16 protein-coding genes and 1 tRNA gene are annotated in these 17,849 nt (G+C 72.1%); all 17 read left to right on the top strand.

Annotated elements, in window-relative coordinates:
• Nucleotides 1-144: 144 nt before the first annotated feature.
• The 17 genes from BLV96_RS34780 to BLV96_RS34700 all read left to right on the top strand — a co-directional run bounded on the left by BLV96_RS34780 (nt 145) and on the right by BLV96_RS34700 (nt 17,821).
• Nucleotides 145-954 carry a CoA transferase subunit A gene (locus BLV96_RS34780; protein WP_086674982.1) on the top strand — a complete coding sequence of 270 codons (810 nt, stop codon included), beginning with the start codon at nt 145-147 and terminating at the stop codon, nt 952-954.
• A 757-nt stretch (nt 955-1,711) separates the two neighbouring features.
• A complete protein-coding gene (locus BLV96_RS34775) occupies nt 1,712-2,437 on the top strand; it encodes a CoA-transferase subunit beta (RefSeq protein WP_208608410.1) in 726 nt (241 codons plus the stop codon).
• An 88-nt stretch (nt 2,438-2,525) separates the two neighbouring features.
• Nucleotides 2,526-3,707, top strand: a complete 1,182-nt coding sequence (locus BLV96_RS34770) for a thiolase family protein (RefSeq protein ID WP_086673689.1) — start codon at nt 2,526-2,528, stop codon at nt 3,705-3,707.
• A 12-nt stretch (nt 3,708-3,719) separates the two neighbouring features.
• A complete protein-coding gene (gene pcaH / locus BLV96_RS34765; protein WP_086673691.1) occupies nt 3,720-4,457 on the top strand; it encodes a protocatechuate 3,4-dioxygenase subunit beta in 738 nt (245 codons plus the stop codon).
• The gene (pcaG, locus tag BLV96_RS34760) at nt 4,454-5,008 is read left to right on the top strand and encodes a protocatechuate 3,4-dioxygenase subunit alpha (RefSeq protein WP_086673693.1); all 555 of its coding nucleotides are present in this window, start codon (nt 4,454-4,456) and stop codon (nt 5,006-5,008) included. The genes pcaH and pcaG overlap by 4 nt, the downstream gene beginning before the upstream one ends.
• Nucleotides 5,005-5,799, top strand: a complete 795-nt coding sequence (pcaD, locus tag BLV96_RS34755; protein WP_086673695.1) for a 3-oxoadipate enol-lactonase — start codon at nt 5,005-5,007, stop codon at nt 5,797-5,799. Before pcaG ends, pcaD begins: the two co-directional genes overlap by 4 nt.
• Nucleotides 5,796-6,197, top strand: coding sequence for a 4-carboxymuconolactone decarboxylase (gene pcaC, locus BLV96_RS34750; RefSeq protein ID WP_086673697.1), 402 nt, complete (start codon nt 5,796-5,798; stop codon nt 6,195-6,197). Before pcaD ends, pcaC begins: the two co-directional genes overlap by 4 nt.
• Nucleotides 6,198-6,206: 9 nt before the next feature.
• Complete coding sequence (locus BLV96_RS34745; protein ID WP_086673698.1) at nt 6,207-7,037, top strand: IclR family transcriptional regulator domain-containing protein; 831 nt, start codon at nt 6,207-6,209, stop codon at nt 7,035-7,037.
• Nucleotides 7,038-7,540: 503 nt separating this feature from the next.
• Nucleotides 7,541-8,128: a nucleotidyltransferase family protein gene (locus BLV96_RS34740; protein ID WP_086673700.1), complete on the top strand. Its 588-nt coding sequence runs from the start codon at nt 7,541-7,543 to the stop codon at nt 8,126-8,128.
• A 26-nt stretch (nt 8,129-8,154) separates the two neighbouring features.
• Nucleotides 8,155-9,021 carry an AAA family ATPase gene (locus tag BLV96_RS34735; protein WP_086673748.1) on the top strand — a complete coding sequence of 289 codons (867 nt, stop codon included), beginning with the start codon at nt 8,155-8,157 and terminating at the stop codon, nt 9,019-9,021.
• A gap of 39 nt (nt 9,022-9,060) precedes the next feature.
• Nucleotides 9,061-10,791 carry a hypothetical protein gene (locus BLV96_RS34730; protein WP_086673703.1) on the top strand — a complete coding sequence of 577 codons (1,731 nt, stop codon included), beginning with the start codon at nt 9,061-9,063 and terminating at the stop codon, nt 10,789-10,791.
• Nucleotides 10,792-11,049: 258 nt separating this feature from the next.
• Nucleotides 11,050-11,126 (top strand) — tRNA-Arg (locus tag BLV96_RS34725).
• Between the two features lie 389 nt (nt 11,127-11,515).
• Complete coding sequence (locus BLV96_RS34720) at nt 11,516-12,628, top strand: vWA domain-containing protein (protein ID WP_086673705.1); 1,113 nt, start codon at nt 11,516-11,518, stop codon at nt 12,626-12,628.
• Complete coding sequence (locus BLV96_RS34715) at nt 12,621-13,733, top strand: XdhC family protein (RefSeq protein ID WP_086673707.1); 1,113 nt, start codon at nt 12,621-12,623, stop codon at nt 13,731-13,733. Before BLV96_RS34720 ends, BLV96_RS34715 begins: the two co-directional genes overlap by 8 nt.
• 271 nt (nt 13,734-14,004) lie before the next feature.
• The gene (locus tag BLV96_RS34710) at nt 14,005-14,529 is read left to right on the top strand and encodes a (2Fe-2S)-binding protein (protein ID WP_086673709.1); all 525 of its coding nucleotides are present in this window, start codon (nt 14,005-14,007) and stop codon (nt 14,527-14,529) included.
• Nucleotides 14,529-16,970 carry a xanthine dehydrogenase family protein molybdopterin-binding subunit gene (locus BLV96_RS34705; RefSeq protein ID WP_086673711.1) on the top strand — a complete coding sequence of 814 codons (2,442 nt, stop codon included), beginning with the start codon at nt 14,529-14,531 and terminating at the stop codon, nt 16,968-16,970. Before BLV96_RS34710 ends, BLV96_RS34705 begins: the two co-directional genes overlap by 1 nt.
• The gene (locus BLV96_RS34700) at nt 16,967-17,821 is read left to right on the top strand and encodes an FAD binding domain-containing protein (RefSeq protein ID WP_086673713.1); all 855 of its coding nucleotides are present in this window, start codon (nt 16,967-16,969) and stop codon (nt 17,819-17,821) included. The genes BLV96_RS34705 and BLV96_RS34700 overlap by 4 nt, the downstream gene beginning before the upstream one ends.
• Nucleotides 17,822-17,849: the final 28 nt, after the last annotated feature.

The raw sequence follows: 17,849 nt of genomic DNA, 5'->3' as shown, positions 1-17,849 counted from the left end.
TTCCTCGCTCCGGGTGCGAGGAAAGTCCCCTTCGTCGTGCGTGCGTCATCCATTGGGTGGAAGACGTCTGGTCGGTGCCCTCGGGTCGTGCTATGTTCGGTTTCAGAACGAGTGTGCGTGATGCGAACAGATTCGGAGCGTGGGATGGCGGAGCTGCTGTCACTGGAGGAGGCCGTGGGCCGGCTGGTGCACGACGGCGACACCGTCGCGCTCGAAGGGTTCACGCACCTCATCCCGGTCGCGGCCGGGCAGGAGATCATCCGGCAGGGCAGGCGGGGCCTGACGCTGGTGCGGATGACCCCGGACATCGTGTACGACCAGCTGATCGGCGCGGGCTGCGCTTCGAAGCTGGTGTTTTCCTGGGGCGGTAACCCGGGAGTCGGTTCGCTGCACCGGTTCCGCGACGCGGTCCAGCACGACTGGCCGGTCCCGCTCGAGATCGAGGAGCACAGCCACGCGGGCATGGCGAACCGCTACGTGGCCGGCGCGTCCGGCCTGCCGTTCGCGGTCCTGCGCGGCTACACGGGCACGGACCTCCCGGCCCAGACGGAGACGATCAGGCCGATCACGTGCCCGTTCACCGGCGAGCGCCTGACGGCGGTCCCGGCCCTGAACCCGGACGTGACGATCGTCCACGCCCAACGCGCGGACCGGTCCGGCAACGTCCAGATGTGGGGCATCACGGGAGTCCAGAAGGAAGCGGTCCTGGCGGCGAAGCGCTCGATCGTGACGGTCGAGGAGATCGTCGACGAGCTGGAACCCCGCCCGGGAGCAGTGGTTCTTCCGGCGTGGGTGGTTTCGGCGGTCGCCGAGGTCCCAGGCGGCGCGAAGCCGTCGTACGCGGCGGGGTATTACGAGCGCGACAACTCGGCGTACCAGGCGTGGGACGAGATCGGCCGCGACCGCGAGGAGTTCACGAAGTGGCTGAACGAGCTCAAGGGCGTGAAGGCATGACCGCAAGCCTGCCCGTTGGGCGTCGCGGAGTCGCCCACCCGACCCCCGCGGCCGGGTGCCCTCGGGACGCCTGGCCGCCCCTCGGGATCGCCCCGGCACCCACCCCACCCGGCTCGCGGTCTGCCGAGGAGGCATCGGCCAAGCGAGCCGGAGTCGCCCGCCGCACGGCCGCGGGGCCCACCCCCGCCGCCTTGGGCTGCGTGGCTCAGCCCCGGGGAGCCGGAGTCGCCTGCCGCACGGCTGCCGCGCCTACCCCCGCCGCCTTGGGCTGCGTGGCTCAGCTCCGGCGAGCCGGAGTTGCCTGCGGCACGGCCGCCGCGCCTACCCCCGCCGCCTTGGGCTGCGTGGCTCAGCCCCGGGGAGCCCGAGTTGCCCGCTGCCGCACGGCTGCCGCGCCTACCCCCGCCGCCTTGGGCTGCGTGGCTCAGCCCCGGCGAGCCCGAGTTGCCTGCGGCACGGCCGCCGCGCCTACCCCCGCCGCCTTGGGCTGCGTGGCCCAGCTCCGGCGAGCCCGAGTTGCCCGCTGCCTCGCCGCCGGGCCTACCCCCGCCGCCTCGGGTCACCGGGCCTCGCTCCTGCAAGCCGCGGTCGTCCGCCCCCACGCGGCCGGGCCTGCCCCGGCCGCCCCGGGTCGCCCGGCCCAGCCCCACCGAGCCCAAGCCGCCCACCGCCCCGGCGCCACTCCCACCCCGACCCGCCCCACCCCGCCCGACTCCGCGGAGGTCCCAGCGTGAGCACCGACTACACCGCCGACGAGATGATGAGCATCGCGGCCGCCCGCGCCCTCGGCGACGGCATGTCCTGCTTCGTCGGTATCGGCCTCCCCAGCAAAGCGGCCAACCTCGCCCGCCGCGCCCACGCCCCGAACCTCACCCTCATCTACGAATCCGGTTGCCTCGGCGCGAAGCCGTCCCACCTCCCGCTGTCCATCGGCGACGGCGAGCTGGCCGACACCGCCGACGCCGTGGTCAGCGTCCCCGAGGTGTTCAACTACTGGCTCCAGCCGGGCCGCATCGACGTCGGCTTCCTCGGCGCAGCCCAGCTCGACAAGTTCGGCAACATCAACACCACGGTCATCGGCTCGGACTACCACGACCCGAAGGTCCGCCTCCCCGGCGCGGGCGGCGCCCCCGAGATCGCGGCGTCCTGCGGCGAGGTGTTCATCGTCCTGCGCCAGAGCCCCCGCGCCTTCGTCGAGAAGGTCGACTTCGTGACCTCCTTCGGCCACGGCACCGGCAAGGGCGACCGCGAAAAGCTCGGCCTCCCCGGCAAGGGCCCGACCCTGGTGGTGACCGACCTGGGCCTGATGCGCCCCGACCCGGAGACCGCCGAGCTGACCCTCACCGAGCTCCACCCGGGCGTGGAGCTCGACCAGGCGGTCAAGGCCACGGGGTGGACACTGAAGGTCGCGGACGACCTGAAGGTCACCCCCGCCCCGACCGAGCAGGAGCTGACGGTGCTCCGAGAGCTGGAGAAGGCATGAGCGCGGTGCTTTCCCGTCCGGCAGCGCCCGCTCCCGCCGTGGCAGGCTCGATCCACCCGATCACCTCAGCACCCCGGAAGGCGAGCGCATGACCGACGTCTACGTCCTCGACGCGATCCGCACCCCGTTCGGCCGCTACGGCGGCGCGCTGGCCGGCGTCCGCCCGGACGACCTGGCCGCCGGGGTCCTCAAGGCACTCCAAGCCCGCACCGGCCTCGATCCGTCCACAGTGGACGAGGTCACCCTCGGTGACGCGAACGGCGCCGGCGAAGACAACCGCAACGTCGCCCGCATGGCCGCCCTCCTCGCCGGCTGGCCGACGAGCGTCCCCGGCAACACCGTCAACCGCCTCTGCGGCTCCGGCCTGGACGCGGTGATGCAGGCCAGCCGCGCGATCCAGGTCGGTGACGCGTCCCTGGTCGTCGCCGGCGGCGTCGAGTCGATGACCCGCTCGCCGCTGGTCATGCAAAAGCCGGAGAAGGCCTTCCCGGCCGGCAACCAGGCCCTCTACAACACCGCGCTCGGCTGGCGCATGGTCAACCCGGCGATGCCGTCGCAGTGGACCGTCTCCCTCGGCGAGTCCACCGAACTGCTCGCCGAGCGCTACGGCATCGGCCGCGACGAGCAGGACGCCTTCGCCGCCCGCAGCCACGTCAACGCCGCGAAGGCGTGGGACGAAGGGTTCTACGACGACCTGGTCGTCCCGGTCGAGGGCATCGACCTCGCCCGCGACGAAGGCATCCGCCCGGACTCCAGCCCCGAGAAGCTCGCCAAGCTGAAGCCGGTCTTCCGCAAGGAGAACGGCACCGTCACGGCCGGCAACGCCTCCCCGCTGAACGACGGCGCCTCGGCGCTGCTCCTCGGCGACGAGGCGACCGCGAACCGCCTGGGCAAGGCGCCGCTGGCCCGGATCGCCGGTCGCGGCGCGGCGGGCGTCGACCCGGACGTCTTCGGCATCGGCCCGGTCCGCGCGGCCGAGATCGCTCTCGAACGCGCCGGCATCGGGTGGGACGACCTGGCCGCGGTGGAGCTGAACGAGGCCTTCGCGGCGCAGTCGCTGGCCTGCCTGCGCGACTGGAAGAAGCTCGACCCGGAGATCGTCAACACCCACGGCGGCGCGATCGCGATCGGGCACCCGCTCGGCGCGTCCGGTGGCCGGATCCTCGGCACCCTGGCCCACGACCTGCACCGCCGCGGCGGGGGCTGGGGACTGGCCGCCATCTGCATCGGCGTCGGCCAGGGCCTGGCCGTCGTCCTCGAAGGCCGGTAAGGGAGAGAAAACGTGGCCACTCCGACCGAATTCAGGCTGCTGCGCTACGGGCAGGACCCCGAAGGCACGCACCCGCCCCTCGGCTTCACCGGCTACCGCTCGACGGCGCTGCGGTACCCGCAGCAGGACCTCGTGCTGCTGCCGCAGATGCTGACCGAGGTCACCGGCCCGCTGCTCGGCCCCGGCCGCCTCGGCGAGCACGACAACGACCTCACCCGGCAGCACGAGGGCGAGCCGCAGGGGCAGCGGATCATCGTGACCGGCCGCCTCCTCGACGGCGACGGCCGCCCGGTGCGCGACTCGCTCATCGAGATCTGGCAAGCGAACGCCGGCGGCCGCTACCGCCACACCGGCGACCGCTGGCCGTCGCCGCTCGACCCGAACTTCGACGGCGTCGGGCGCACCTTGACCGACAGCGACGGCCGCTACACGTTCACCACCATCAAGCCCGGCGCGTACCCGTGGAAGAACCACGACAACGCCTGGCGCCCCGCGCACATCCACTTCTCGGTGTTCGGCGCGGCGTTCACCCAGCGCCTGGTCACCCAGATGTACTTCCCGGACGACCCGCTCTTCTACCAGGACCCCATCTTCAACTCCATCCCGGACGAGAAGGCCCGCCAGCGCATGGTTTCGCGCTATGACCACGAGATCACGCAGGCCGAGTGGGCGCTCGGGTTCCAGTTCGACATCGTGCTGCGCGGGCGCGACGCGTCGGTGTTCGAAGAGGAAGAGGACGAGGACGAATGACGAAGCTGCTGCCCACCCCTTCGCAGACCGTCGGCCCGTACCTGTCGATCGGGCTGCCCTGGCCGGACGGCCCGCACGTGGTGCCCGAGGGCACGCCCGGCGCGTTCTGGATCCGCGGCACCGTCCGGGACGGCAACGGCGACCCGGTCCCGGACGCCATGATCGAGACGTGGCAGGCCGACCCGGACGGCGGCTTCCGCCACCCCGACGACCCGCGCGGCGAGGCGTCCGGCGAGTTCCGCGGCTTCGGCCGCTGCCCGACGGAAACCGATGGCACGTACGGGATCCTGACGCTGCTGCCGGGCCCGGTGCCGGGGGAGCACGGCACCACGCAGGCACGCCACATCGACGTCTCGGTGTTCGCCCGCGGGCTGCTCAACCGGGTCGTCACGCGGATCTACTTCGAGGACCAGGACAACTCCGCCGACCCGGTGCTGGCGACGGTTCCGGAAGAGCGTCGCGGCACCCTGATCGCGGCCAAGACCGACGACGGCTACCGCTTCGACGTGCGGCTGCAGGGCGACGGCGAGACAGTGTTCTTCGCCGTATGAACGGAGGTGGCAACGTGAGCGCCGTGCGGGTGCACCGGGTCGTGGAAGGCCCGGAGGACGGTCCGGTGGTGGTGTTCGGCGGGTCGCTCGGCAGCGACGTCCGGATGTGGGAGCCGCAGGTCGTGCCGCTGCTCGAGCGCGGCTTCCGGGTGATCCGCTACGACACGCGCGGGCACGGCGCCTCGCCGGTGCCGCCGGGTCCGTATGAAATCGAGGACCTGGGCGCCGACGTCCTGGCGCTGCTCGACGACCTCGAGGTCGAGCGGGCGCACCTGGTCGGCCTGTCGCTGGGCGCGATGACCGGCATGTGGCTCGGCACCCACGCGCCCGACCGGGTCGCGAGCCTGGTGCTGTGCTGCACGTCGGCGAAGCTGGGCCCGCCGCGGATGTGGGCCGACCGGGCCCGCACGGTCCGCGCCGAGGGCACCGGCGCGGTCGCCGAGGCCGGCGTCTCGCGCTGGCTGACCCCGGCGTACGCCGAGCGGCACCCGGACCGCGCCGCGTTCCTGCGGTCGATGATCGCCGGCGTCCCGGCGGAGGGCTACGCGGCCTGCTGCGGCGCGATCGAGCGGATGGACCAGCTCGACGCGCTGCCGAAGATCACCGCCCCGACGCTGGTCATCGCGGGCGCCGAAGACCCGGCCACCCCGCCGGAGGGCCACGCCGACCTGATCGCGGCGGGCATCCCGGGCGCGCGTCTGGAAGTCGTCGCGGACGCGGCGCACCTGGGCAGCTACGAGCGGCCCGAGGAGTTCACCCGGCTGATCCTGGACCACTTGGAGCGAGCGTGACCGACCGCCACGAGCAGGGCATGAAGGTGCGGCGCGAGGTGCTCGGCGACGAGCACGTCGACCGCGCGGTCGCGGGCACGACCGGCTTCAGCCGCCCGTTCCAGGACTACATCACCGAAGGTGCGTGGGGCACGGTCTGGGCCCGCGACGGCCTGGACCGCAGGACGCGCAGCTGCGTCACGCTCGCGGCGCTGACCGCGCTGCAGGCGCACAACGAGCTGGCGATGCACGTCCGGGCCGCGGTCCGCAACGGCCTGACGGCGGCGGAGATCAGCGAGGTCCTGCTGCACACGGCGGTCTACGCGGGCGCCCCGGCGGCGAACGCGGCGTTCGCCATCGCCCAGCGCACCCTGGCCGAGCTCGGCGAGCCGACCGCCCGCCCGGGCGACGCCGGATAGGCTGCGGTCATGGACGTGGGGAGGCAGATCGAAGCCGAGGTCGACACCGAACCGGCCCACCGCGGCGCCCACCACGTGCAGTCGCTGGAGCGCGGCCTGGCCGTGATCAAGGCCTTCCACGCGGACGCGGCGGAGCTGACCCTGAGCGACGTGGCCCGGTCGACGGGCCTCACCCGCGCCGCGGCCCGCAGGTTTCTGCTGACCCTGGCCGACCTGGGGTACGTCCGCACCGACGGCAAGTACTTCTCCCTCACGGCCAGAGTGCTGGAGCTGGGGTATTCGTACCTGTCGAGCATGACGTTGCCGGAGGTGGCGCAGCCGCACCTGGAGCACCTGTCGGCGGGGGTGCACGAGTCGAGCTCGGTGTCGGTCCTGGAGGGAACGGAGATCGTCTACGTGGCCCGCGTGGCGGTCTCCCGAATCATGACGGTGAGCATCAACGTGGGCACCCGCTTCCCGGCGTACGCGACCTCGATGGGGCACGTGCTCCTGGCCGGCCTGAGCAAGGCGGAGCTGGAGGCGTATTTCGTGGTGGCGCAGTTCGACAGGCTGACCGACCGAACGGTCACCGCCCCCGACCGGCTCCGGACAGAGCTGGCGAAGGTAACCGACCAGGGCTGGGCCATGGTGGACCAGGAGCTGGAGGAGGGCCTCCGTTCAGTGGCGGCCCCGATCCGCGACCGCAGAGGCCGAGTGGTGGCGGCGGTGAACCTGTCCACGCACGCGAGCCGCACAACGGCGGAGTCGGTGGAGAAGGACTTGGTGCCCCCACTGCTGGAGACGGCAAAGGCAATCGAGGACGACTTGGCGATCAGCGCCCCCGGCCGAGCCCATGGCTGAGAAGGCGCGCCGGCCACCGGCTGGGCTCGCTGTCGGGGCATCGGCCGGACCGGCGGAGATTGGGGCGCATCGGCCGAGCGACTCGCCGAGGAGCCTCACCAGCCGACCGGGGCGCCGATGACCGCGGCCAACCAAGCCGTCGCCGGCCTGCTGCCCGCCGCCGGGTCTGCCGGCCGGGCAATCGGCGCGCCGGTAACCCCGGCTCCTTGCCCATCGCCGGTCTCCTGCCCGCTGCCGGGAAGTTGGGTGCACCGATGACCTCAGTTACTCCGCCGGTCGCTGGTCTGCTGCTTGCCAGCGGGAAGCCGGTGCGTCGATGACCCCGGCGACCCCGCCCGTCGCCGGTTTCCTGCCCGCTGCCGGGAAGCCGGGCGCGCAGATGACCTCAGCTACTCCGCCGGTCGCCGGTCTGCTGCTTGCCTGCGGGAAGCCGGTGCGCCGATGACCCCGGCAACTCCGCCGGTCGCTGGTCTGCTGCTTGCCAGCGGGAAGCCGGTGCACCGATGAGCCCAGCCACCCCGCCCGTCGCCGGCCTGCTGCTCGCCGCCGGGGCCGGTCGTCGGTTCGGTGGTCCCAAAGCCCTCGCCGAACTCGATGGCCACCCCCTCGTCCTCCGCGCCCTCGCCACCCTCTCCGCCGCCGGCTGCCACCCGATCCGCGTCGTCGTCGGTGCCGCTGCCGACCGAGTGCGCGCCCTCCTGCCCGACTCCGCTCAAGCCGTCTTCGCCGAGGGCTGGGAAACCGGCATGGGCGCTTCCCTCAAAGCCGGCCTGGCCGCGCTCGCCGGAGAACCGGCCCCGGTCGCCGCCCTGGTCCACCTCGTCGACCTGCCGTGGGTCGGCGCCGACATCCTCGCCCGCGTCGCCGCCGGCGCCACTGCCGAGACCGTCGCCCGCGCCTCCTACGACGGCGTCCCCGGCCACCCCGTCCTCCTCGGCCGGCGCTGGTGGCCCGAAATCGCCGACTCCGCCCGAGGCGACCGCGGCGCCCGGGACTGGCTGGCCACCCGCGAAGACCTCGAACTCGTCGAGTGCGGCGACCTCGGCAGCGGCCGCGACGTCGATCGCCGGGCCGATCTGCCCGGCCGGTGACCAGCGTGCCGCCTACGATCGACAGCGTGACCGACTCGCCCGAAGAACTCGCCGCCGCGCTGGACGCGACCGGCTACCTCGCCGACGACGGGCTCGCCACCGCCGGCTTCCTCGCCCTGCGGATGGGCCGCCCCCTCTTCTGCGAAGGCGAACCGGGCACCGGCAAGACCTCGCTCGCCATCGCACTGGCCACCGCGCTCGGCCGCCCGCTCGTGCGCCTCCAGTGCCACGAGGGCATCGACGCCGCCCAAGCCCTCTACGAGTGGGACTTCCCCCGCCAGCTCCTGCACCTGCGCGCCCTCGAGGCCGCCGGCGACGGGCACCTCGACGTCGAGGCCGCCGAACGCTCGCTCTACACCGAGCGGTTCCTGCTCGCCCGGCCGCTGCTGCAGGCCCTCACCGCGCCGTGCGTCCTGCTCATCGACGAAATCGACCGCGCGGACGACGAATTCGAAGCCTTCCTCCTGCAGTTGCTCGACGAAAACGCTGTCACCATTCCCGAATACGGCGAAGTCCGCGCTGAACACCCGCCGCTGGTGGTGCTGACCTCGAACCGGACGCGCGAAGTGCACGACGCCCTCAAGCGCCGCTGTCTGTACCACTGGCTGGAACACCCGGACCTGGCGCGAGAGGTCACGATCCTGCGCCGTAGGATCCCCCTAATAGGGGAAGTTTTGGCTCGGCAGATCGCTGAAGCGGTGCATCGGCTCCGCGAAATGGACCTGCTGAAGCCACCGGGAGTAGCGGAGTCACTCGACTGGGCGAGGGCCCTGCTGGCTCTGCAGCGAGACGAGCTGGACGCGGCGACGGCGGCGCGAACGCTCGGAGCAGTCCTGAAATACAGCGAAGACCTCGACCGGGTGCGGGCCAAGCTCGACGCGTTGTTCGCCTGACCGGCACGGGGTATCCGAAGGCAGGGGAGAGCCTGAGGCATGAGCGTGGCCGAGACAACCGAAGCGCGGCCGTCGACCGGACGGGACGCGAAACCCGCGGTGACCGCGCGCCGCACCTGGCCGGCCTGGCTCGGCGCCGTGGCGGCCGTCCTGGGCGGCACCGCGCTGATCGCCGTGCACGCGTCGTTCTACGGCCACTGGCTGATCGACGACGCCGCCATCACGTTCGCCTACTCGCGCAACGTCGCCGACGGGCTCGGCCCCGTGCTCCAGCCCGGCGTCGCGCCGGTCGAGGGCTACTCGAACCCCACCTGGATGATCCTGCTCGCCCTCGGCAAGCTCGTCGGCCTGTTCGACCACGGGACGCTCTTCGGCGTCTCCGACCAGATCCTCTTCCCGAAGGCGCTGGCGCTGGCCTGCTGCGCCGGCGTCCTGGTCCTGTTCCACGCCGGCGCGAAGGAACTCACCCGCCGCCCCGCGCTCGTCACCTTCCTCGCCGGGGCCGCGCTCGCCGCGAACCCGTCGTTCGTGATCTGGTGCTTCTCCGGCCTGGAAAACTCGTTCTACGCGCTGACCGTCGCCGCGCTGGCCGTGCTGCTCCTGCGGTCGGTGCTGAGCGACAAGCTCCTGCTCCACCGCGTCGCGATCGGCGCCGGCGTGCTCGCCATGCTGGCCGCGCTGACCCGTCCCGACGGCATCATCTACGCGGGTGCGTACCCGATCGCCGTCGCCGTCTTCCTGAAGCGAGCCGTGCTCGCCCGCAGCGTCCGCGCGGTGGTCGTTTCGATCGCCGCGTTCGCCGTTCCCTTCGGCGCGTACGTCGTCTACCGCTGGTTCGAATTCGGCCGGCTGCTGCCCAACACCGCGGTCGCGAAGGGCCAGGAGCCGCCCGACCTCGCCGACCTCGCGCGGCCGGGGGAGATCCTGTCCTACGCGGGCTGGCTGCTCGTCGCCGTCGTGGCCGGCTGCCTGGCCGTGCAGCTGGTCAAGCCGGGCCGGTTTCGGATCGGGCTGATCGCGCTGCTGGTCCCGTTCGGCTTGGCCGTCGCCGCGTTCATCGTGCTCGAGTACGACTGGATGGGGCACCTGCGGTTCGCGACGCCGGTCTGGACGGTCGGCGCCCTCCTCGGCGCGACCGCGGTCGTCGAGACGTTCGCCGTGGTCCGCCGGACGCGCAGCCGCGTCGTCCTGGCGTTGCTGCTCGTGGCCGCGTCCGTCAGCGCGGTCGGCGGCTACTACAGCCAGGGCACGAAGTACCGCGACGACGTGAAGACGGCCATGTGCGCCGTCGCCGAGCGCGACGACACCGCGATCAACGGCTTCGCGGACATCCTGCGGCTGCCGGACACGGCGTCGGCCGGCGTGATCGACCTCGGCGGCACGGCGCTGGGCAGCCGCCTCCGGCTGCTCGACCTCGCCGGGCTCGGCGACGCCCCGATCGCGGACTACCTGCACACCGCCGATTTCGCCGGCCTGCGCGACTACGTCTTCACGACGGCGAAGCCCGAACTGATCGTCTTCGTGGGCTCGTGGAGCAGCACGCTGCAGTTCGACCAGGACCCGCGGTTCGAGCGCGACTACGCGACGATCTTCGTCCGGAACGACGCGAAGAACCAAGCTGCCTATCACGTCCGCCGCGACTTGGCGGACGAAGCGAAGCTCGCCGAACTGCAGGCGTTCGCGCAGCGGGAGCTGCCGCCGATCCTGTCGAGCAACGACGTGGCCCGCCGCCGCGGCTGCGCGAACATCGTGCCGGGCTTCTCGGCCTGACGGTCCACAAAGGACGCGGGAATTAAATGCGTTGCCCGGTGCGCCGGGCTCCGGCATGCTTTTTCCAGCACCGCAAGGACCGCCACCGAGAGGAGGAGATCGTGAACCGGCAAGCGAACCGATGCGGCACGATCTCCCGTGCCGTTCGCTGAATCTTCCTGAAGGCTCTTCGCGCCCACCCCTCGCTACCTCGGGTCGGCCGCCGCGAAGAGCGCGGTCTGCGCCCGCCCGGGGAGGGGCGTGCGCGCAGACCGCCCCGTCCCGGTAGCTCAGCAGGACAGAGCGCGGCGCTACGAACGCCGAGGTCCGAGGTTCGACTCCTCGCCGGGACGCCAAAACCGCCACGCCGACAGGCCCGCGAGTGTGCGCGCCTCGGGCCGATAGCGCCGAAACCGCCATGCCGGCCGGTCCGCGGGTGCGCGCGCCTCGGCCAGGCGGCGCCGAAACCGCCACGCCGGCCGGTCCGTGAGTGCGCGCGTCCCGGGCCGATAGCGCCGAAACGGCCACGTCGGCCGGTCCGCGAGTGCGCGCGCCCCGAGCCGGCAGCGTCGAAACCGCCACGCCGGCCGGTCCGCGAGAGCACGCGCCCCGGCCCGGCAGCGCCGAAACCCTGGCCGCCGGCCCCCGTTTCCCACGCTACCCAAGGGCACCGACAGTTTCCGGTGCCCACCGTCGCGTTGTCCACAGGCGCGCCCCCCTCATCAAGTGAGCGCACAATGGAGTCATGACCACCGTCGCCGATCCCGTGGCCGGGTATGCCGGGTTCGCCGCCGCCCTGCGCGAAGCCGGTGTTGCCTGCGATGCCCATCGCGTGCAGGCCTACCTGGCCGCCGTCGCCGAGGTCGATGTTGCCGAACCCACCCAGCTCTACTGGGCCGGGCGGCTCACCCTCTGCTCCAGCCCCGATGACCTCCCCTGCTACGAAGAAGCCTTCAGCCAGTGGTTCGCCATCGAAACCACCACCCCGCAACGCGCCAAAGCCGCCGCGCCCAAGCAGGCCCGCATCGCGCCGCTCGTCGATGCCGGCGGCGGGGACACCACCACCGAAGATGCCCCTGACCAGCTCAAAGTCGCCGCCAGCGCGCAAGAGGTGCTGCGTCACCGGGACCTCGCCGCCCTCACCACCGCCGAACGGGAACACCTCCGCGAACTCCTCGCCACCCTGAAACCCGTCCCCCCGAAACGCCCGGCCGCGCGGAAAACGCCGTCGCACCGGGGGCGGCTCGACCCCTCGCGCACCCTGCGCGCCATGCTCGCCAGCGGCGGCGAACCCGTGAAACTCGCGCACGTCCGACGCGGGAGCCGGCCGCGGCGGGTCGTGCTGCTCATCGACGTATCAGGCTCGATGTCGCCCTACGCCGACGCCTTGCTGCGGTTCGCCCACGTCCTGACCCGGTGCGCGCCCCAGTCCGTCGAGGTCTTCACCCTCGGCACGCGCCTCACGCGGGTCTCGCGCCAGCTGCGGCAGCGCGACCCCGAACGCGCCATGCTCGCCGCCGGCTCGGCGGTCCCGGACTTCGCCGGCGGCACCCGGCTCGGCGAGACGCTGCAGGCCTTCCTCGACCGCTGGGGCCGGCGCGGGGTCGCGCGCCGCGCCGTGGTCACCGTCTTCTCCGACGGCTGGGAACGCGGCGACACCGGCCTGCTCGGCGAGCAGCTCGCCCACCTGCGCCGGCTCGCGCACGCCGTATTCTGGGTGAATCCGCACGCCGGCCGTGCGGGGTACGCTCCGGTCCAGTCGGGCATCGTGGCCGCGCTGCCCCACATCGACCGGCTCCTGGCCGGGCACACCCTGGCCACCCTGGAACGACTGCTCGGGGAGATTTCCGATGCGTGACGTACTCGACGACGTGTACCGCCGCTGGTCCGACGGGGAGACGGTCGGCCTCGGCACCGTGGTCGCGACCTTCTCCTCGGCGCCGCGCGCGCCCGGTGCCGCGATGGTCGTCGCCCCCGACGGGACCGTCGCCGGCAGCGTGTCCGGAGGCTGCGTCGAAGGCGCCGTCTACGAGCTCGCGCAGGAGGTCGTCGCCGAGCGCAAGCCCGTCCTGCAGCGCTACGGCGTCACCGACGACGACGCTTTCGCGGTGGGTCTGACCTGCGGCGGGATCATCGACATCTACGTCGAGCACGTCGACCGCGCGTCGATGCCGGAGCTCGGCGACGTCGTCGCGTCGGTGCGTTCCGGTGAGCCGGTCGCGGTCGTCACGGTCATCGAGCACGAGCGCGAAGGCCTGGTCGGCGAGCACATGATCGTCTGGCCGGACCGCGCCGAGGGCTCGCTGGGGTCGTCGCGGATGGACGACGCCGTCGCCGACGACGCGCGCGGCCTGCTGGCCAGCGGCCGCACCGGAACCCTGCACTACGGCCCGGACGGGCAGCGCCGCGGCGAGGGCATGGCGGTGTTCGTCAATTCGTTCGAGCCGCCGCCCCGGCTGCTCGTCTTCGGCGCGATCGACTTCGCCGCCGCGATGGCCCGCATGGGCGCCTACCTCGGCTACCAGGTGACGGTCTGCGACGCGCGGCCGGTGTTCGCCACCAGCAGCCGGTTCCCGGACGCGCACGACGTCGTCGTCGACTGGCCGCACCGCTACTTGACGGCGGAAGCCGAGGCGGGTCGCATCGACCAGCGCACGGCGATCGCGGTGCTGACCCACGACCCGAAGTTCGACGTGCCGCTGCTGGAGGTCGCGCTGCGCCTCGACGTCGGCTACGTCGGCGCGATGGGCTCCCGCAAGACCCACGACGACCGCTTCGCCCGGCTGCGCGACGCCGGGATCACCGAGGGGGAGCTGGAAAGGCTGTCTTCGCCGATCGGCCTCGACCTCGGCGCCCGGACCCCGGAGGAGACGGCCGTTTCGATCGCCGCGGAAATCATCGCGTTGCGGTGGGGTGGCGGCGGAAAACGCCTTGCGGAACTCAGTGGACGCATCCACGGCTGAATCGCTTTTGCGGGGGCTCCGGGTGGCGGAGCCCCCGGCCCGGCGCGAAAGCCCCGGCTGACACTGCTGGTCCAGGTGGCTTACAAAAGTTCACCCATCCGGACTTCCGCAGATGCGGCGATCCACAGTGGATTCCCGCGCATCTGCGGAACAGGTAGTTGAACGTGTGACATCAGGACTTGTCCGCGCGAAGGTCGCGTAGCACGCTCGGGAGTCTGTGAGCCCGATCACGATCGGGCAGGCCGCTCCCGAACCGGCTTTTGGAGGCCTGATGCGCATCACCGTCACCGTCGACGGGACGAAGTACACCGACGAAGTCGAGCCCCGCACCCTGCTCGTGCACCACCTGCGCGAAAAACTCGGGAAAGTCGGCACCGTCGTCGGCTGCGACACCAGCAACTGCGGCGCGTGCACCGTCCACCTGGACGGGCACAGCGTGAAGTCCTGCTCCGTCCTGGCCGTGCAGGCCGACGGCTGCGAGGTGACCACCATCGAAGGCCTCGCGCGCGACGGCAAGCTGCACCCCGTGCAGCAGGCCTTCCACGACAACCACGCGCTGCAGTGCGGGTTCTGCACGCCCGGCATGATCATGCAGTCGATCGACCTCCTGGCCGACAACCCGGACCCGGACGAGGAAGCCGTCCGCGAAGGTCTCGAAGGCAACCTCTGCCGCTGCACCGGCTACCAGAACATCGTCCGCGCGGTCCGCGACGCCGCGCAGCACATGAGCCCCGGCGCCGGACCCGAAGCCGAGCGGATCGCCGAGACCAAGCACGTCGGCGTGGGTGGTGACTGATGACCGCGACGATCGAACCGGAAGTCGGAAAGTCCCGTCGCCGCAAGGAGGACGAGCGGCTGATCACCGGCCGCACCCGCTGGACCGACAACATCGCGCTGCCCGGCCTGCTGCACATGGCCGTCCTGCGCAGCCCGTTCGCGCACGCCAAGATCGTCTCGATCGACACGTCGGCGGCGAAGAGCGCCTCCGGCGTCATCGCCGTGTACACCGGCAAGGACCTCGACCCGGACGGCGCCGTCGGCATGCCCTGCGCGTGGCCGATCACGCCGGACATGAAGGCGCCGCGCCGCCCGGTGCTCGCCGCCGACACCGTCAACTTCGCCGGTGAAGGCGTCGCGGTCGTCGTCGCGCGGTCGTCCGCCGAAGCGCACGACGCGCTCGAGGAGATCGACGTCGAGTACGACGAGCTGCCGGTGGTCCTCGACATGGAAGCCGCGATCGCCGACGGCGCCGCGCTCGTCCACGAGGACCTGGGCACCAACACGAGCGCGGTCTGGAAGTTCGACTCCGCCGAAGCGGGTACCGGCGGCAACGTCGAGGACGCGATCAGCTCGTCGGAGGTCGTGCTCAAGCGCCGCTTCCGGCAGCAGCGCCTCGTGCCGGCGTTCATGGAGCCGCGCGCCTGCGTCGTCGACCCGACCGGCACCCAGATCACCATGTGGTCGGCCACGCAGGTCCCGCACATCCTGCGCGTGATGTCGGCGCTGACGCTCGGCATCCCCGAGCACAAGCTGCGCGTGATCGCCCCCGACGTCGGCGGCGGCTTCGGCGGCAAGATCGGTGTCCTGCCCGAAGAGATGATGTCGCTGCTCGTCGCGCAGAAGCTCGGCAAGCCGGTCAAGTGGAACGAGACGCGGTCGGAGACCATGCTCGCCGCGCACCACGGCCGCGACCAGATCCAGGACATCACCATCTCCGCGACGCGCGACGGCCAGGTCACCGGCCTCAAGGTCGAGCTGCTCGCCAACCTCGGCGCGTACAACGGCCTCGTCGGGCCCGGGGTGCCGATCCTCGGCGCCTTCATGTTCAACGCGATCTACAAGATCCCGGCGTACCACTTCGCGTGCACCAACGTGTACACGACGACGACGCTGACCGACGCCTATCGCGGCGCCGGCCGCCCCGAGGCGACGTTCGCGATCGAACGGATCATGGACGAGCTCGCCGTCGAGCTCGGCGTGGACCCGATGGAACTGCGCGAGAAGAACTGGATCAAGCACGAGGAATTCCCGTTCACCACGGTGTGCGGGCTGACCTACGACTCCGGCAACTACGAAGCCGCGACCGAAAAGGCCAAGCAGCTCTTCGACTACGACGGCCTGCGCGCCGAACAGGACAAGCGCCGCAAGGCCGGCGACAAGGTCCAGCTCGGCATCGGCATCTCGACGTTCACCGAGATGTGCGGGCTCGCGCCGTCGCGGGTGCTCGGCTCGCTCGACTACGGCGCCGGCGGCTGGGAGTACGCGTCGATCCGGATGCTGCCCACCGGCAAGGTCGAGGTCACGACCGGCGCGTCCGCACACGGCCAGGGCCACGAGACGGCGTGGAGCCAGATCGTCGCCGACCAGCTCGGTGTCGCGTTCGAGGACGTCGAGATCCTGCACGGCGACACCCAGTCGTCGCACAAGGGCATGGACACCTACGGCTCGCGGTCGCTGGTGGTCGGCGGGATCGCCGTCATCAAGGCGGCCGAGAAGGTGATCGCCAAGGCGAAACCGATCGCGGCGCACCTGCTCGAATGCGCCGAAGACGACCTGGAGTTCGCCGGCGGCAAGTTCACCGTCAAGGGCACCGACACGTCGACGTCCATGGGCGACATCGCGCTCGCGGTGTTCGCGGCGCACAACCTGCCCGACGGGGTCGAGCCGTCGCTCGACTCGGACGCCACGTTCGACCCGGAGAACTTCTCGTTCCCGCACGGCACGCACCTGTGCGCCGCCGAGGTGGACACCGAGACGGGCCGGATCAAGCTGCGCTCCTACGTCTGCGTCGACGACGTCGGTGTCGCGGTGAACCCGCTGATCGTCGAAGGCCAGGTGCACGGCGGGCTCGCGCAGGGCATCGCGCAGGCGCTGTTCGAGGGCACCGAACACGACGACAGCGGCACGCTCACCACCGGCACGTTCGCCGACTACCTGCTGCCGTCGGCGGCCGACCTGCCGTCGTTCACCACCGACCGCACGGAGACGCCGGCGACGTCCAACCCGCTCGGCGCCAAGGGCGTCGGCGAGGCGGGCACCATCGCGTCCACCCCGGCGGTGGTCAACGCGGTGATCGACGCGGTGCGGCACTTCGGCGTGAACGACATCGAGATGCCGTTGACGCCGATGCGGGTGTGGCACGCCATCCAGCACGGCACGACCGACGCGGGCGGCCCGGGCCGCGACGAGGCCGGCGGCGGCCTGGGTTCCATCGACGCTTCCGGAGGTGCGCAGTGATCCCGGCTTCCTTCGACTACGTCCGCCCGTCCACAGTGGACGAAGCGGTGCAGGCGCTGGCTTCGGCGGGCGAGGACGCCAAGGTCATCGCGGGCGGGCAGAGCCTGCTGCCGGTGCTGCGGATGCGTCTCGCCGCACCGACGACACTGGTCGACCTCGGGCGCGTCGCGGAGCTGCGCGGCGTGCGCGAGGACGGCGACGACCTGGTGATCGGCGCGATGACGACGCACTACGACGTCCAGCGGGACGCTCTGGTGGCCGCGCACGCGGAGCTGCTGAAGTCGGCGACCGACACGGTGGCCGACCCGCAGATCCGCCACCGCGGCACCCTGGGCGGCGCGATCGCGCACGCCGACCCGGCGGGCGACCTGCTGGCACCGGTGCTCGCGCTCGAGGCGTCACTGGTGGTGGCCGGGCCGTCCGGGCGCCGGACGGTGCCGGCCGCGGAGTTCTTCCAGGACCTGTTCACGACGGCGCTGGCGCCGGACGAGCTGCTGGTCGAGGTCCGCGTGCCCAAGCACACGGGGTGGCGGGCGCACTACGAGAAGTTCAACCGGGTCGCCCAGGCGTGGTCGATGGTCGCGGTCGCGGTCACCGTCCGCACCGAGGCCGGGGTCATCGAGGAGGCGCGCGTCGCGCTGACGAACATGGGCTCGACGCCGGTCCGGGCGTCCGGCGTCGAAGCGGCGCTGGTCGGCGTCCAGGCATCGGCCGATTCGATCGCGGCGGCGGCGTCGCACGCGGCGGAGGGGACGAATCCGCCGGTCGACAGCAACGCCGACGTCGAATACCGCCGGCACCTGGCCCAGGTGCTGACGGGCCGCGCGATCGCGGCGGCGGCGGGGGCCTGACGCTTCACCCTGGCCGCCGTTCCGGCGG

The organism is Amycolatopsis pretoriensis (assembly GCF_900107925.1).
GTDB lineage: Bacteria > Actinomycetota > Actinomycetes > Mycobacteriales > Pseudonocardiaceae > Amycolatopsis > Amycolatopsis pretoriensis.
The sequence above is the reverse complement of the archived record's forward strand: the minus strand, read 5'-3'. Positions and strand labels throughout refer to the sequence as shown.